This window comes from Streptomyces asoensis, from assembly GCF_016860545.1.
GTDB classification, from domain to species: domain Bacteria; phylum Actinomycetota; class Actinomycetes; order Streptomycetales; family Streptomycetaceae; genus Streptomyces; species Streptomyces asoensis.
Map to the genome: position 1 here is coordinate 926,016 of NZ_BNEB01000005.1, position 14,857 is coordinate 940,872.

The window sequence follows — 14,857 nt, forward strand, 5'->3', positions numbered from 1 at the left end:
CCGCCGGGCCCGGGGCGGCCTAGCGGGCGGTCTGGAACGTCCGGCGGTACGCCTGCGGGGAGACCCCGATGGCCGCGTGCAGGTGCTGCCGCAGCGAGGCGCCGGTGGCGAAGCCGACCCGGCCGGCGATCTGGTCGACCGAGAGGTCGCTGGCCTCCAGCAGGTGCCGGGCGTGCACGACGCGCTGCTGGATCAGCCAGCGGCCCGGGCTGAGGCCCACCTCGCCCTGGAAGCGGCGGGCGAAGGTGCGCGGACTCATCCGGGCGTGCGCGGCGAGGTCGGCGAGGGCGAGCGGCTCGTCGAGACGCTCCAGGGCCCAGGCGCGGGTGGCGGCCGTGCTCGCCGCCCCGCTCTCCGGCACCGGCTGCTCGATGTACTGGGCCTGGCCGCCGTCGCGGAACGGCGGGACGACACAGCGCCGGGCCACCTTGTTGGCGAGTTCGCTGCCGTGGTCCTTGCGGACGAGGTGCAGGCAGACGTCGACGCCGGAGGCGGCGCCCGCCGAGGTCAGCACCCGGCCGTCGTCCACGAAGAGGACGTCCGGGTCGAGGTCCACCCGGGGGTACATGCGGCGGAACGCGTCGGCCACCTGCCAGTGGGTGGTGGCCCGTCGGCCGTCGAGGAGTCCCGCGGCGGCCAGGACGAACGCGGCCGTGCAGATGGAGACGATGCGCGTCCCGGGGCGGATCAGGGCGAGCGCCTCCGCGACCGCCTCGGGCAGCTGCGCCGGGATCCGGTCGGGCGCCACCGGCGCGACGACCACGGTGTCGGCCGTGGCCAGCACCTGCGGACCGTGCTGCGCGCCGATGGTGAAGTCGGCGTTGGTGTGGACGGGGCGGCCGTCGACCGTGCAGGTGAGGATCTCGTAGTGGCCGTCGGCCGCGCCGAAGATGCGGCTCGGGATGCCGAGCTCGAAGGGGTAGACGCCGTCGAGGGCGAGGACGACCACGCGGTGGGTTCGCTGCTGTGCCTGCATGGCACGATCTTATCGAAGGTTGGCAATCTTGCCATTTTCCGGCCGGGTGCGGCCCGGCAGGCTGGTTCCCATGAGCACTGTGAACACCATGCGCGTCATCACCCAGAACGTCCTCGGCGGTCCCGAGGTCCTCGAGGAGACAGAGGTGGAGCGTCCCGCTCCGCGCCCGAACGAGGTGCTGGTCCGCGTCCGCGCCGCCGGCGTCAACCCCACCGACTGGAAGCACCGCGCCACCGGCGGATTCCTCGGCGAACCGCCCTTCGTCCTGGGCTGGGACGTCTCCGGGACCGTCGAGGCGGTCGGGATCGGCGTCGCCGCCTTCGCGCCGGGCGACGAGGTCTTCGGCATGCTGCCGTACCCCTTCGGCCACGGCTCGCACGCCGAGTACGTCATCGCCCCGGTCCGCGCCCTGTGGCACAAGCCGGCCGCGATCGACCACGTGCAGGCGGGCGCGCTGCCGCTGGTCTCGCTGACCGCCTGGCAGGCGCTGGTGGAGACCGCCGGCCTGGAGGCCGGGCAGCGGGTCCTGATCCACGCGGCCGCGGGCGGCGTGGGCCATGTGGCCGTGCAGATCGCCAAGGCGCGCGGCGCGTACGTCATCGGCACGGCGAGCGCGGGCAAGCACGACTTCCTGCGGGAGCTCGGGGCCGACGAGGTGATCGACTACCGGGAGAGCGAGGTCACCGAGGCCGTGAAGGACGTCGACGTCGTCCTGGACACGCTTGGCGGGGAGACCTCGGTGCGGTCCCTGCGCGTGCTGCGGCCGGGCGGGATCGTCGTGTCGATCCTGCCGGTGGGGTCGGACGAGTTCGGCCGGGAGGCGGAGCGGCTCGGCGTGCGGGCGGTGCGGATGCTCGTGGACGCCGACCGGGCGGGGATGCGGGCGATCGCCGAGCTGGTCGAGGCGGGGAAGCTGCGCCCCACGATCGCGGGGACGTTCCCGCTGGCCGACGCCGCCGAGGCGCACCGGCTCGGCGACACCGGCCGGACCACCGGCAAGCTGGTCCTCACGACCGGCTGACAGCAGGTCGCAACGGCGGTACGGGTCAGAACAGCAGGACGGGCTTGACGACCCTGCCCTCGGTCATGTCCCGCACCGCCCGGTCGATCTGCGTGAACGGATAGGTGCCGATCAGGCGGTGCAGCGGGAGCCGTCCGTCCTTGACCAGCTCGACCAGGGCGGGCACGAAGGTCTGGGTCTCGCTGTCGCCGAGGGTGAGCCCGACGACCCGCTTGCCGCCCAGCAGCCCGTTGACGTCGAGGGCCACCTCGCTGCCGAAGGGCGGCGCGCCCACCACGACGAGGGTGCCGCGGGCGGCGAGCGCGTCGACGCCCTGCCGCAGGACGGCGGTGTTGCCCGTGGTCTCCACGACGCCGTCGGCGCCCCGCCCGCCGGTGATCTCCGCGACGGCCTCGGCGAACGCGGCCCGGCCGGCGTCGACGGTGTGCGTGGCGCCCAGCTCCTCGGCCAGTTCCAGCCGTGCGGCGACCCGGTCGACGGCGATGATCGTGGTGGCCGGGGAGAGCGCGGCCGCCATCACCGCCGACAGGCCGACGGCTCCCGCACCGAGGACGACGACGGTGCTGCCGGCCGCCGGCGCGAGCACGTTCCAGACCGCGCCGACGCCGGTCTGGACCCCGCAGCCCAGCGGGGCGATCGACGCGAGCGGCACGTCCGGGTCGACCCTGACGAGGCTGCGCTCGTCGACGAGTGCCCGCTCGGCGAAGGAGGACTGACCGAAGAAGTGGCCGCCGAGGGACTCCCCGTCCCGGCTGAGGGTGCTCGTGCCGTCGGCCCGGCGGCCGCCGAGGAGGTTCCGCTCGAGCCAGGTGGCGCAGTAGGCGGGGTGGCCCTGGCGGCAGTTGCGGCAACCGCCGCAGGAGGTGAAGGAGAGCACGACGTGGTCGCCGGGGACGACGCCGCGGACGGCCGGGCCGACCGCCTCGACGATCCCGGCGCCCTCGTGGCCGAGGACCCCGGGCAGCGGGAAGGGCAGTCCGCCGCCCGCCACGCCGAGGTCGGTGTGGCACAGTCCGGCCGCGACCAGACGGACCACCGCCTCGTGCGGGGCGGGGTCGTCGAGGACGACGTCGGACAGGGTGAACGGGGCTCCGCCGGACTCGACGACGGCGGCGCGTACGGTGCTGGGCATCAGGTGAACTCCCTTGGTGGTGCGGCGCGTTCAGTCGAGCGAGACGACGACGGACTTGACCTTGGTGTACGCGTCGAGCGCTTCGGGGCCGTACTCGCGGCCGAAACCGGAGTCCTTGACGCCGCCGAAGGGGACCGCCGGGTCGAGCAGCGCCCAGTCGTTGATCCAGACGATGCCGGCCTGGAGCCGGTCGGCGACCCGGTGGGCGCGGGCCAGGTTGCCGGTCTGGACGCCGGCGGCCAGACCGTACGGTGTGGAGTTGGCGAGGGCGACGGCCTCGTCCTCGTCGTCGAAGGGCTGCACGGTGAGGACCGGGCCGAAGATCTCCTCCTGGACGACCCGGGAGTCGTTCGCGAGGCCGTCGATCACGGTGGGCCGGTAGTAGTAACCGCCGTCCAGGTCGAGCCGTTCGCCGCCGCAGACGATCCGGGCGCCCTCCTTGCGGGCGAGGTCGACGTACTCCTCGACCTTGCGCAGGTGCTTCTCCCCCGCCATCGGGCCGACGACGGTCTCCGGCCGCCGGGGGTCGCCGACCGGCACCCCGGGGACGGCCTCGGCCAGGATGTTCAGCAGGGTGGCGTGGACCTGGCGGGCCACCAGCAGTCGCGGGCCGCCCATGCAGAACTGGCCGGTGTTGAAGACGAAACCCTTGATGACCGCGCCGACGGCCTTCTCCAGGTCGGCGTCCTCGAACACGAGGTGCGCGGCGTTGCCGCCGAGTTCCATGGTGACCGGCTTGAGGTTCCCGCCCGCGACGCTCGCGGCATGACGGCCGACCGTGGTGGAGCCCGTGAAGGCGATCTTGTCGACGCCGGGGTGCCGCAGCAGCGCCTCGCCGGCCACCGGCCCCGTACCGGTGACGACGTTCACCACGCCGTCGGGGACGCCGGCCCGCTGGAGCAGTCCCGCCATGTACAGGGCGCTGAGCGGGGTTTCGTCGGCGGGCTTGTGGACGACCGTGTTGCCCGCGGCGAGGGCCGGGGCGATCTTCGAACCGGCGAGGATCAGCGGGAAGTTGAACGGGGTGATCGCGGCGACCACACCGAGCGGGCCCCGCCTGGTGTACGCGAGGGCGTTCAGGGGCGTGTCACGGGTCGCGCCGTCCAGGGAGAAGGCGAGGGAGGCGAAGTACTCGTAGTCGTGGGCCGCGTTCGTGACGTCGACCGCGAGGGCCAGGGTGAGGGGCTTGCCGACGTCCAGGCTCTCCAGCCGGGCGATCTCGTCGGCCTCCGCACGGATGAGTTCCGCCACCCGCAGCAGCACGCGGCCGCGTTCCCGTCCGCTCAGCCCGGACCACTGCCCGGCGTCGAAGGCGGTGCGCGCGGCCCGTACGGCGGCGTCCACGTCGGCGGCGCCCGCCTCCGCGACGGTGGTGACGACCGCGCCCCGGGACGGGTCGACCACCTCGGTCCGCGCCCCGTCCGCGGCCTCGCGCCACTGTCCCCCGATGAACAGCCGGCCCGGGTCGGTCTCGAAGGTGGTCATGGCCACTCCTCAGCCTCGTCGCCAAGATTTCAACAAACAGGAATCCTGTTGGTCCGCAGTCTCATTACGGACAGGTTTCCTGTCAATGGTCTAGGCTCGGTCCCATGGCAGGCACCCAGACGACCCAGGCAGCGTCCGCACCGCCCCGCCAGGCGCCCCCGTCCCTGCTCTACATGGTGAAACAGGTGGAGCTGGTCGTGCGATCGCACCTGGACGAGCTGGTCAGGCCGTCCGGCATCACGGCCCTCCAGTACACGGCGCTCACCGTGCTGGAGCGGCACGACGGCCTGTCGGCGGCCCAGCTGGCCCGGGACTCCTTCGTGACCGCCCAGTCCATCGCCGACCTGGTGCGTTCACTGGAGGGGCGCGGCCTCGTCCGGCGTGAACGCAACCCGCGCAACCGGCGCGAGCTGCTCATCCTGCTCACCGAGGAGGGGCGCGAGCTGCTCGACCGGCACGCGGGTCCGGTGCGGGAGCTGGAGGAGCGGATGGTGCGCGAGCTCACGGCGCACCAGACCGAGCAGCTGCGCACGGCCCTCTCCAAGGCCTGGCACGCGCTCTCCTGAGCGCCCGGCGCACCCCTTCGCTCACGCTGCGAAAAAACTCCGGCAGCGGCAGCGGCATTTCGAAGACATATGTCAATCGAACATGCTGGAATTCACTCGTTCGGGGGTAACTTGGCGGGACGGGGAACTGCTGTGCGCTCCCCGGCCGTTGGAAGCTCCCGACCGGTGGAGCGGGTTGGAGGCGATGTCGTCGTGCCGGAGGAAATCACGGCGGACACCCCGCATCTTCGCGTCCACCGGGACCGGGGGTACACGGTGCTGGAGTTCCGCGGCGAGATCGACATCGTCGCGGCGACCGAGATCGTCCCCCACCTCGACGACGCCACCGGCTCCCCCGCGCCCCGGATCGTCATCGACCTGAGCCGGATCGAGTTCTTCGACTGCTCCGGCCTGCGTCTGCTCTACCGGGCCCGCCACCGGGTCCTCGACCACGGCGGGCATCTGCACCTCGTCTGCACCCACCGGCTCACCCTGCGGATCCTGCGGGCGACCGGGATGTACCGGCTGCTGCCCCCGGCCGCGACCCTGGAGGCGGCCCTGGAGCAGCCGGAGGCGGCCTCCGGCACGTTATGACGGCGCTCGACGCGCTCACCGCCCGCCCTGTCCGTGACCCGGCCCCGGTCCACCCGGCCCCGGGCTACTCCCCGCGCGCCGCGTCGAACAGGGCACTGACCGATTCGCCGTTGTGGATACGGCGGACCGCCTCCGCGAGAGCGGGCGCGATGGACAGGATCCGCAGTTTGTCGGTGTGCTCCTCCGCGGGCACCGGCACCGTGTTGGTGCACACGATCTCCAGCACGTCGGGCTGCTCGCTCAGCCGCTTGAGGGCACCGGCCGCGAACAGGCCGTGCGTACAGGCCACCCGTATCGATCTCGGCTCCGACTCCCTGAGCCGGTCCAGCAGCTCCAGGACGGTACTGCCCTTGGCGATCTCGTCGTCGAGGACGATGACGTCCCGCCCGGCGACCTCGCCGATCACGGTGCTGATGCTGACCCGGTCGTCCGCGTAGCGCTGTTTGGCGCCCGCCGCCACCTGGGCGCCGATCATCCGGGCGAAGGCCGCGGCCTCCTTGGCGTTGCCGAGGTCCGGCGAGACCACGGTGGTGCGGGTCAGGTCGTAGCGGCGGAAATGGGCCGCCAGCTCCCGGTGGGCGTGCAGATGGTCCACGGGCATCGAGAAGAAGCCGTGCACCTGCGGCGAGTGCAGCGTCATGGCGAGAACGCGGTGCACGCCGGCCGCCGCCATCAGGTCCGCGACCAGGCGGCCGCCCAGCGATATCCGGGGCGCGTCCTTCTTGTCCGAGCGGGCGTAGGAATAGTGCGGCATGACGACGGTGATCCGTCCCGCCGACGCCCCGCGGGCCGCGTCGCACATCAGCAGCAGTTCGACGAGGTGCTCCTGCACGGGTCGGACCAGAGGCTGGACGAGGAAGACGTCCCGTTCCCGGCAGTTGGCCTGGAGCTGGACCTCCAGACAGTCGTTGGCGAACCTGCTGAGCCGGGTGGGGCTCAGGGGGACCCCGAGGTGGGCGCAGACCTCGGCGGCCAGCTCGGGGTGGGCACTGCCGCTGAACACGGAGATGTCACGCACGATCGGCTCCTCGCTGATCATGTCCGGCCGGGGCGGGGAGTTCTCATGCTACGGACCGGGGCCCTTCTGCCCACCCTCGGAAGCAGCCAGGCGTCCCACCGGGTCACTCCCGGCCACCGGCCCTCCCCCGCGGCGGGGCGGGCGTGGCGCGCGACCGCCCGACGGCGGCGCAGGACGACACGGCCGCCGCTCCGAGTCTGCCGGTCGACGGCACGGCCCGCACGCCGGAGCGGGCGGCCCGTGCGCCGGATGCGCCGTCCCGCGCGGACGCGCACTGTCACAGCTTGTCAACGGTGCGGTCTGCCAAGGGAATCGGCGGGCATCCGCTGAGGAGGAAGGAGGGCTGTCCCCATGACGACTTCGCTCAAGCCCGACGACACGCCCACCAAGAGCGCCCCCCGGCGCATGCCCCTGTGGGCCAAGGTGCTCACCGCCGTCGTGGTCGTCCTCGTCGTGATGTTCGCCGGGATCCGGCTGAGCCTGCTGCCGGGACTGCGCGACTTCTTCGGCACCGAGACCCACGACCGCACCGGCCCGGCCCTGCTGGAGTCCATCCAGGACATGAGCCGCTACGACGCCGCGTCCGGGAACTTCCAGGTCGTGGTGGACCTGGAGAAGGACGCCAAGTTCCTCCCCGACGCCATCCGGGGCACCCGCACCCTCTACGTCGGGGCGGGCACCGTGGACGCCTATGTCGATCTCGGCAAGGTCGGCGAGAAGGACGTGACGGTCGACGCCGACCGCACCTCGGCCACGATCCGGCTGCCGCACGCCCTGCTCGGCACCCCGGCGCTGGACGTCGACCGCTCCTACGCCGTCTCCAAGCAGCGCGGCCTCTTCGACCGGCTCGGCGACCTCTTCTCGGACAACCCGGGAGGCGAGCAGGCCGTGCAGAAGCTGGCCGTCAAGCACATCTCCGACGCGGCCGAGGAGAGCGAACTGACCACCCGCGCCGAGGCCAACACCACCGACATGCTCAAGGGGCTGCTGCGCTCGCTCGGCTTCGAGGAGGTGAAGGTGACCTTCGGCACCTGAGCGTGCCGACGGCGGACTTCGCACCGCATCTCTCCGCCTTTCGGGGGTAACAGCGCTATCACGCAGGGAAGTTGAAGACTGGAGGACCGGATGTCCCGTGCAGCCCTACGTCCGCTCGCCGTGTTCCGTCCGCGGGCCGGCCGGACCGAGGAGCCCGCCCCGCCCGGAAAGGGGGCCGGGAAAGCCGGACCCGCGCCGGACCGCAAGGCCGACGCGCCGAAGAAGACGGCACGCACCGAGCGCCGACCGTTGCCGTGGCCCCTGCGGGCGCTGGCGATGCTCTTCGGCTTCGCGTTCATGGTGGCGTTCGCCGTCGTACTCGCCCGGCTCACCCTGGAGCCGTCCCCCGCGTCCGCGGCGCTGGTGCACTCCAACCTGCGCCCGGGCGACTCCCTGCGCGCCTATCTGGACCAGCCCGAACTGCGCGACGCGGTGAAGCAGATCGGCGGCAACGTGGTGCTCGGCGTGCCCTTCGGCATCCTGGTGCCGCTGGTGGCACCCGGCGCGCGCGGAGTGCTGCGCGTGATGCTGCTGACCGCGGGCGTGATGCTGCTGGTGGAGTTCGCGCAGGGCGCGCTGGTGACCGGACGCGCCTTCGACATCGACGACGTCATCCTCAACACCACGGGCGCGCTGATCGGCTACCTGCTGCTCGGGCGCCGGGTCTCCCGCGCGGTGCACGCACGGGAACGCCGCGTGTGACAGGGCGCGGGACAGTTACGCCCGGACCACCGTCAGCGCGGGGTCCAGGTGTACCTGTCCCCGCCCACCCAGCGCACGACGTCGGGGTCGTCCAGGTCGTGGACCGTGATGCCGAACGCGGCGGCGATCTCGAGGACGTCGGTGACGTCCCTCGCCTCTCCGACCACTTCGGCATCGATTTCCACGATGCGGAAAGGGACCTCGCTCGGTTGCACCCCGAGCACCATGATTCTCGGCCGGGAGATTCGGAAACCCGCGATTTCGGTCATGACATCGAGGGTAGAGCGGAACCTCTCGTCATGAATCATCATGAATTGTCCGATACGCCCCGGACGGAGAGGCCCGGGCCGCGCGACCCGTGGTGCCGTCCTGGTGCGGTCCGGGCGTCGGTGGGGAACTCTGGAGCCAGGAGGTGGCGATGGATCCCGTCGAGGCCCTGGACCGGATCGCCTTCCTGCTGGAGCGGTCCCTCGCACCGACGTACCGGGTGCGCGCCTTCCGCACCGCGGCCCGGGTGCTGGCCCCGCTGTCCGCGGCGGAGGTCGGGCGGCGGGCCGCCGAGGGCACCCTGGAGTCGCTGAAGGGCGTGGGCCCCAAGACCGCCCAGGTGGTGCGGGAAGCGCTCGCCGGACAGGTGCCCTCCTACCTGGAGAAGCTCCAGGAGGAGACGGGACGGCCGCTCACCGACGGCGCCGGGGCCGGGCTGCGCGAGCTGCTGCGCGGCGACTGCCATCTGCACTCCGACTGGTCCGACGGCGGCAGTCCCATCGAGGAGATGGGCCGGGCCGCGGCCGCGCTCGGCCACGAGTGGGCCGTGCTGACCGACCACTCCCCCCGGCTGACGGTGGCCCGCGGGCTGTCCCCGGAGCGGCTGCGGCGGCAGCTGGAGGTGGTCGAGGAGCTCAACGCGACCTGGGCGCCGTTCCGGCTGCTGACCGGCATCGAGTGCGACATCCTCGACGACGGGTCGCTGGACCAGGAGCCGGAGCTGCTGGAGCGGCTCGACGTGGTGGTCGTGTCCGTGCACTCCAAGCTGCGCATGGACTCCCGGGCGATGACCCGGCGCATGGTGAACGCGGTCCGCGATCCGCACGCCGACGTCCTCGGCCACTGCACCGGCCGGCTGGTCACCGGGAAGGGACGGCCGGAGTCGGAGTTCGACGCCGACGAGGTGTTCGCCGCGTGCGCCGAGTCCGGGACGGCCGTCGAGATCAACAGCAGGTCCGAGCGGCTGGACCCGCCGCGCCGGCTGCTGCGCCGGGCCGTGGAGGCCGGCACGCTCTTCTCCGTCGACACCGACGCGCACGCGCCCGGCCAGCTGGACTGGCAGATCCTGGGCTGTGCGCGGGCCGAGGAGTGCGGGGTACCCGGGGAGCGGGTCGTGACCTCGTGGCCCGTGGCGGACCTGCTGGCCTGGACCCGGGAGGGACGGCTACCTGCGGCCGTGGCGGGTGCCTGAGCGCACCCGGGGGGCTCGACAGAAAGGAACCCGCGATGACACGCGCCGCCGTTTTCGACGTCGACGGCACCCTCGTCGACACCAACCACCTGCATGTCACCACCTGGTGGGAGGCCCTGCGGCAGGCGGGCCACCGGGTCCCCATGCACGCCGTGCACCGGGCCGTCGGACTGGGCTCCGAGGACCTCGTCGCGCATCTGCTCGGTGACGAGCGGGACAAGGACGAGGACGACCGGCTCGGTGCCGCGCACAAGGCTCTGTACGGGCAGTACTTCGACCGCCTGCCCGCGCTGAAGGACGCCGGCCCGCTGCTGCGCAGGCTGCACTCCGACGGCTGGACGGTCGTCCTCGCCACGTCCGCGAGCGGGGCCGAGCTGTCCGCCCTGCGGCGCGCCATCGACGCCGACGACGTCATCGCCGCGACGGCGAGCTCGGACGACGTGGAGGAGGGCAAGCCCGCTCCGGAGCCGGTGGAGCACGCGCTGGAGCTGGCCGGTGCCCTTGCCGAACGGTCCGTGTTCGTCGGCGACACCGTGTGGGACATGCGGGCCGGCCGCCGGGCCGGGGTGCGCTGCGTGGGCGTGCTGTGCGGCGGCATTCCGCGCGCCGACCTGGTGGAGGCGGGCGCGGAGGCCGTCTACGCCGATCCGGCCGGGCTCCTGGCGTCCCTGGCGGACAGCCCGCTGGCGTGAGGCACGGCACGCCGCCCGCATCGTGCCGGCCGGGCATCCCGGGCGGCCGCAGGGGCACCCGCAGCGGATGACGTGGGTGAGGGCCGTACGAGGAAAGGGGCGGGCGCCGGCCGGGGACACGCGCCGCGGGACGGACCCGGACACCGGGCCGGATTCGCGTGATCGGGTCGTCCGGCGGATGGCCGTCGCGGGCGGATGGGCCGTCCGGCGGGAGGCTGAGGGTGTCGCGCGGGCCGCCCGGGCGGTCCGCCGGGGGCCGGGGCGCGAGCGCGATCTGGTGGTGCAGTCGCTCAAGGCGGCCGGCGCCGCGCTGCTGGCCTGGGTCGTCGCAAGGAATCTGCTCGGCGATCCGATGGCGCTGATGGCGCCCTGGGTGGCGCTGGTGCTGGTGCAGGCCACCGTCTTCGGTTCGCTGCGGCAGGCCGGCCAGCAGTGCACGGCGATCTGCGCGGGCACGCTGTGCGCCTCGGGGGCACAGGCGGTGACCGGCGACCCGCTGGGCGCCCTCGCGCTGTCCGTGCCGCCGCTGATGCTGCTCGCGAACTGGCCCCGCTTCGGCGACCAGGGCGTCTACGCGGCCACCACCGCCGTCTTCACGCTCGCCTCGGGCACCGTCTCCTCATCGGCGGTGGGACACCGGCTGGGGCAGACCCTGCTGGGCGCGGTGATCGGGGTGGCGGTGAACGCGCTCGTGCTGCCGCCGGTCCACCTGCGGGACGTCCGCGAGAACCTGACGGCGCTGGCCCGGGAGGTCGGCGACCTGCTGCACGCCGTCGCCGCGGGGCTGCGCGACGGGGAGTGGGACGCCACCACGGCCGCCGAGTGGTCGCACGCCGCCGCGCGGCTGGAACGGCGGCGCGACGGGCTGCGCTCGGCACGCGACTGGAGCCGCGAGAGCCTGCGCCTGACCGCGGGCCCGCTGCGCGGACTGCGCCGGGGACCGCTCGACGCGCCGCCGGAGACCGAGGACGACCGCTGGAGCCGGGTGAGCGCGCATGTCACGGCCCTCACCCGCACCCTCGCCGTCGCGGCGGACGGCGACCGGACGCCCGGTCCGCCGCACGCCGCGGCGCTGCGGGCCTACGCCCGGCTGCTCGATCTGATCGGCGACGCCTGCCAGGACACCGCGTCGGACCGGCCCCCGGGACCGGACCCCCGGCGCGAGGCGGAGATGGCGGAGCTGCGCGGTGTGCTGTACGACAGCCTGCGCGAGCACGCGGGCGACGGCTCGCCGCACACGGCGGTGCTGGGGACGCTGCTGCTCCAGGCAGAGAACCTGTGGGCCGAGCTCGTCCCGGCCGCCCAGGACGCGTGACACACGTCACCGCGCGCGGCGGCAGGCCGGGGAACACCCCGAGGAAGTTCTCCGTTGAACGATTCGTGGGTGCGGACGGGACAGAGTCCCCGGACCTCACCTTCCGCCCACAGGGACGATCGTCCGGCTGAAGCCCTGTGGAGCGTCTCGCCGAGAGGCGACCGCCGTGCGCGCCCACACCCGTACCGCCCCGACCGTGATTCCCCCGTCCGGTCGGGGCTTTCCCTTGTCCCGGGCCCGGCCCCGTTCACCCGGCCGCCGCGGGGACTTGACTTCGAGCGCACTCCAGTTCGTAGCGTCCCGGACATGAGCACTGCACAGCACAAGATCGGTTCGGGGTTCGACGCCCACAGCACGGCCGACGACGTCCTCGCCGGCGTCGACCTGAGCGGACGGCTCGCGATCGTCACCGGCGGCTACTCCGGGCTCGGTCTGGAGACCACACGCTCGCTCACCCGCGCCGGGGCCCGTGTCGTCGTCCCCGCCCGCCGCCCGCGCACCGCCGCCGACGCCCTGGCCGGACTCGACGGCGTCGAGGTCGACGAACTGGACCTCGCCGACCTGGAGAGCGTGCGCGGCTTCGCCGACCGCTTCCTCGCCACCGGCCGCACCGTCGACCTCTTCCTCGGCAACGCCGGCGTCATGGCCTGCCCCGAGACCCGTGTCGGGCCCGGCTGGGAGGCCCAGTTCGCGACCAACCACCTCGGCCACTTCGCGCTCGTCAACCGGTTGTGGCCCGCGATCGAGCCCGGCGGGGCCCGCGTGGTCTCGGTGTCCTCGCGCGGCCACCACTTCTCCGGGATGCGCTGGGACGACGTCCACTGGCGGCAGGGCTACGACAAGTGGCAGGCCTACGGCCAGGCCAAGACGGCCAACGCGCTGTTCGCCGTCCACCTCGACCGGCTGGCCCGCGACCGGGGCGTACGGGCCTTCTCCCTGCACCCCGGCGGCATCATGACGCCCCTCCAGCGCCACCTTCCCAGGGCGGAGATGGTGGAGCGCGGCTGGATCGACGAGGACGGCAACGTGATCGGCCAGGCCGGCTTCAAGACCCCCGAGCAGGGTGCCGCCACCCAGGTCTGGGCGGCGACCTCGCCGCAGCTGGCCGGGCTGGGCGGCCTCTACCTGGAGGACTGCGAGGTCGCCGAACCCGCCGTCGGCGACGACGTGCGCTCCGGCGTCAGGGACTGGGCGACGGACCCGGAGCAGGCGGCCCGGCTGTGGGAGCTGTCCGCCACGCTGACGGGCGTGAACGCGTTGCCCGCCGCGGGGTAGCCCCGCCCTCACTCCCCAGCGGCGAACCTGCGCAGGTCGGCGGTGAGCCGGTCGGCATGGGTCGCGAAGAGGCCGTGACCGGCGTTCTCGTACACCTCGAGGGTGGCGTTCGGGGCGAGCGCGGCGGCCCGGCGGCCGGTCAGCTCGATCGGCCCGGAGGCGTCGTGGGTGCCGTGCACGACGAGCACGGGCAGGTCCACGGCCGCCAGTTCGGGAGCGACGTCGAGCGCGGCGATCAGCTCGCCGATCGCGACGCCCGCCCGCGCCGTCGCGCCGTGACAGCGCCGGACCATGGTCTCGACGTACGCCTCGGAGAGTTCGTTGCCGGGCCGGTCCAGGGCGAAGAAGGCGCGTGCGCCGTCGGCGAAGAACGCCGAGCGGTCCCGCCGGAAGGCGTCGATCCCGGCCAGCATGAGCTCCGGGTCGACGCCCTCGGGATGGTTCGCCGAGCGGGCGGGCCCGGGCGCCATGCCGGCGACGAGCGCCACGCGGGCGATCCGCTCGCTGCCGTGCCGGGTCAGACAGCGGACGATCTCCGCGGTGCCGACCGAGTGCCCGACGAGGGTCACGTCCCGCAGGTCGAGGTGGTCCAGGAGGCCCTGGAGGTCGTCGGCGAGACTGTCCAGGTCGAAGCCACCCCACGTGTCGTCGGAGCGTCCGTGGCCGCGCCGGTCGAACCCGACGCAGCGGTGGCCCTCGTTCGCCAGCGGCAGCATCTGGTACTCCCACATCTGCGTACCGAAGTACAGGCTGTTCACGAAGACGAGCACGGGCCCGTCCGCCGGGCCGTAGTCGACGAGGTGCAGCCGGGCGCCGTCGACGGGGCTCGTGAAGTACGGCATGGAGTTCCTCCTGAAGTCCTCGCACGTGCGGTCCCCGGCCGTGCCGGGCGGGTACGTCGTCCATGCTCGCGGCCGGTCCGGGGGGCGTCGATTACCTCCGGGGTCGTACCGCGTGCGCCGCTGCCGGCCGGGTACTCGGCCCTCCCGCCGGTACCGCCGAGCCCGGGGGTGAGCAGCGCAACGGGCGGCCGTGTCGTCGTCACGGGAGCCACCGGCAATGCGGGCACGAGCGTGGTCCGGCTGCTGTCCGAGGATCCGGACGTGGTCTCGGTGCACGGCCTGGCCCGGCGGATCCCGGACCTGTCGCCGCCGAAGACCGAGTGGACCGCCGTCGACCTGGCCTCCGGGCGGACCGATCTCGCGCCCGTGTTCGCCGGCGCGGACGCGGTGGTGCATCTGGCGTGGGCGTTCCAGCCGACGCACGATCCGGCGACGACCTGGCGCACCAACGTCCTGGGCAGCATGCGGGTCTTCGAGGCGGTGGCCGCCGCCCGGGTCCCCGTCCTGGTGCACGCGTCCTCCGTGGGCGCGTACTACTGGGCCGGCAGCCGCGGCACACCGCTCCGGAGGTCCTGGAGGAGTTCCTGCTGGGCCTGCGCACCGGAGCCGGCGAAGCGACGAAGCCCCTCCGCGGCCGCCGCATCGGCTGACCGGCCCGCCGTCGGCCGCGCGCGGGGCCGACGGACACAGGACCTGACGGCCGCGGGCCCGACCGGTGGTCGGCCGACGGACGGCCGAGCCCTCGGGACGGAGCCCGCCCCGGTCG

The 14,857-nt window shown here is 73.4% G+C and carries 15 protein-coding genes and 1 pseudogene; 10 read left to right on the forward strand and 6 right to left on the reverse strand.

The genetic code is table 11. The features are described from left to right. Positions 1-19 precede the first annotated feature (19 nt). Positions 20-976 carry a GlxA family transcriptional regulator gene (locus Saso_RS27105; protein WP_189924480.1) on the reverse strand — a complete coding sequence of 319 codons (957 nt, stop codon included), beginning with the start codon at positions 974-976 and terminating at the stop codon, positions 20-22. A gap of 70 nt (positions 977-1,046) precedes the next feature. On the opposite strand from Saso_RS27105, the gene Saso_RS27110 reads away from it, so the two are divergent. Continuing rightward, entirely contained in the window at positions 1,047-1,997 is a 951-nt protein-coding gene (locus Saso_RS27110) for an NADP-dependent oxidoreductase (RefSeq protein WP_189924478.1), read from the forward strand. A gap of 25 nt (positions 1,998-2,022) precedes the next feature. Here Saso_RS27110 and Saso_RS27115 read toward each other — a convergent pair whose 3' ends face one another. Both Saso_RS27115 and Saso_RS27120 read right to left on the reverse strand, forming a co-directional pair. Further along, positions 2,023-3,129: an NAD(P)-dependent alcohol dehydrogenase gene (locus Saso_RS27115; protein ID WP_189924476.1), complete on the reverse strand. Its 1,107-nt coding sequence runs from the start codon at positions 3,127-3,129 to the stop codon at positions 2,023-2,025. Between the two features lie 30 nt (positions 3,130-3,159). Further along, positions 3,160-4,614 carry an aldehyde dehydrogenase family protein gene (locus Saso_RS27120; protein ID WP_189924475.1) on the reverse strand — a complete coding sequence of 485 codons (1,455 nt, stop codon included), beginning with the start codon at positions 4,612-4,614 and terminating at the stop codon, positions 3,160-3,162. A gap of 104 nt (positions 4,615-4,718) precedes the next feature. Here Saso_RS27120 and Saso_RS27125 point away from each other — a divergent pair, with 104 nt between their 5' ends. After that, entirely contained in the window at positions 4,719-5,180 is a 462-nt protein-coding gene (locus Saso_RS27125) for a MarR family winged helix-turn-helix transcriptional regulator (protein ID WP_189924473.1), read from the forward strand. A gap of 192 nt (positions 5,181-5,372) precedes the next feature. Continuing rightward, complete coding sequence (locus Saso_RS27130) at positions 5,373-5,753, forward strand: anti-sigma factor antagonist (protein ID WP_229901380.1); 381 nt, start codon at positions 5,373-5,375, stop codon at positions 5,751-5,753. A 64-nt stretch (positions 5,754-5,817) separates the two neighbouring features. On the opposite strand, the gene Saso_RS27135 is transcribed toward Saso_RS27130, so the two are convergent. Beyond that, complete coding sequence (locus tag Saso_RS27135; RefSeq protein WP_189924469.1) at positions 5,818-6,771, reverse strand: ribose-phosphate diphosphokinase; 954 nt, start codon at positions 6,769-6,771, stop codon at positions 5,818-5,820. A gap of 351 nt (positions 6,772-7,122) precedes the next feature. Between Saso_RS27135 and Saso_RS27140 the strand changes: the two genes are divergently transcribed. Together Saso_RS27140 and Saso_RS27145 are read left to right on the forward strand one after the other, a co-directional pair. Next, positions 7,123-7,806 carry a DUF4230 domain-containing protein gene (locus tag Saso_RS27140; RefSeq protein ID WP_189924467.1) on the forward strand — a complete coding sequence of 228 codons (684 nt, stop codon included), beginning with the start codon at positions 7,123-7,125 and terminating at the stop codon, positions 7,804-7,806. A 90-nt stretch (positions 7,807-7,896) separates the two neighbouring features. After that, the gene (locus Saso_RS27145) at positions 7,897-8,508 is read left to right on the forward strand and encodes a VanZ family protein (protein ID WP_189924465.1); all 612 of its coding nucleotides are present in this window, start codon (positions 7,897-7,899) and stop codon (positions 8,506-8,508) included. 32 nt (positions 8,509-8,540) lie between these two features. On the opposite strand, the gene Saso_RS27150 is transcribed toward Saso_RS27145, so the two are convergent. After that, the gene (locus Saso_RS27150; RefSeq protein ID WP_189924463.1) at positions 8,541-8,777 is read right to left on the reverse strand and encodes a hypothetical protein; all 237 of its coding nucleotides are present in this window, start codon (positions 8,775-8,777) and stop codon (positions 8,541-8,543) included. 149 nt (positions 8,778-8,926) lie between these two features. Here Saso_RS27150 and Saso_RS27155 point away from each other — a divergent pair, with 149 nt between their 5' ends. The 4 genes from Saso_RS27155 to Saso_RS27170 all read left to right on the forward strand — a co-directional run bounded on the left by Saso_RS27155 (position 8,927) and on the right by Saso_RS27170 (position 13,249). Then, entirely contained in the window at positions 8,927-9,967 is a 1,041-nt protein-coding gene (locus tag Saso_RS27155; protein WP_189924461.1) for a PHP domain-containing protein, read from the forward strand. A gap of 35 nt (positions 9,968-10,002) precedes the next feature. Continuing rightward, complete coding sequence (locus Saso_RS27160; protein WP_189924460.1) at positions 10,003-10,659, forward strand: HAD family hydrolase; 657 nt, start codon at positions 10,003-10,005, stop codon at positions 10,657-10,659. A gap of 178 nt (positions 10,660-10,837) precedes the next feature. Next, positions 10,838-11,974 (forward strand): FUSC family protein, encoded by a 1,137-nt coding sequence (locus tag Saso_RS27165; RefSeq protein ID WP_189924458.1) that lies wholly within the window; start codon positions 10,838-10,840, stop codon positions 11,972-11,974. A 306-nt stretch (positions 11,975-12,280) separates the two neighbouring features. After that, positions 12,281-13,249 (forward strand): SDR family NAD(P)-dependent oxidoreductase, encoded by a 969-nt coding sequence (locus Saso_RS27170; protein ID WP_189924456.1) that lies wholly within the window; start codon positions 12,281-12,283, stop codon positions 13,247-13,249. Positions 13,250-13,257: 8 nt separating this feature from the next. Here the strand turns inward: Saso_RS27170 and Saso_RS27175 are convergent, their stop codons facing one another. Continuing rightward, positions 13,258-14,091 (reverse strand): alpha/beta fold hydrolase, encoded by an 834-nt coding sequence (locus tag Saso_RS27175; RefSeq protein WP_189924454.1) that lies wholly within the window; start codon positions 14,089-14,091, stop codon positions 13,258-13,260. Positions 14,092-14,259: 168 nt separating this feature from the next. On the opposite strand from Saso_RS27175, the pseudogene Saso_RS39115 reads away from it, so the two are divergent. Then, positions 14,260-14,682, forward strand: a pseudogene (locus Saso_RS39115) (NAD-dependent epimerase/dehydratase family protein); the annotation flags it as partial. Between the last annotated feature and the right edge of the window lie 175 nt (positions 14,683-14,857).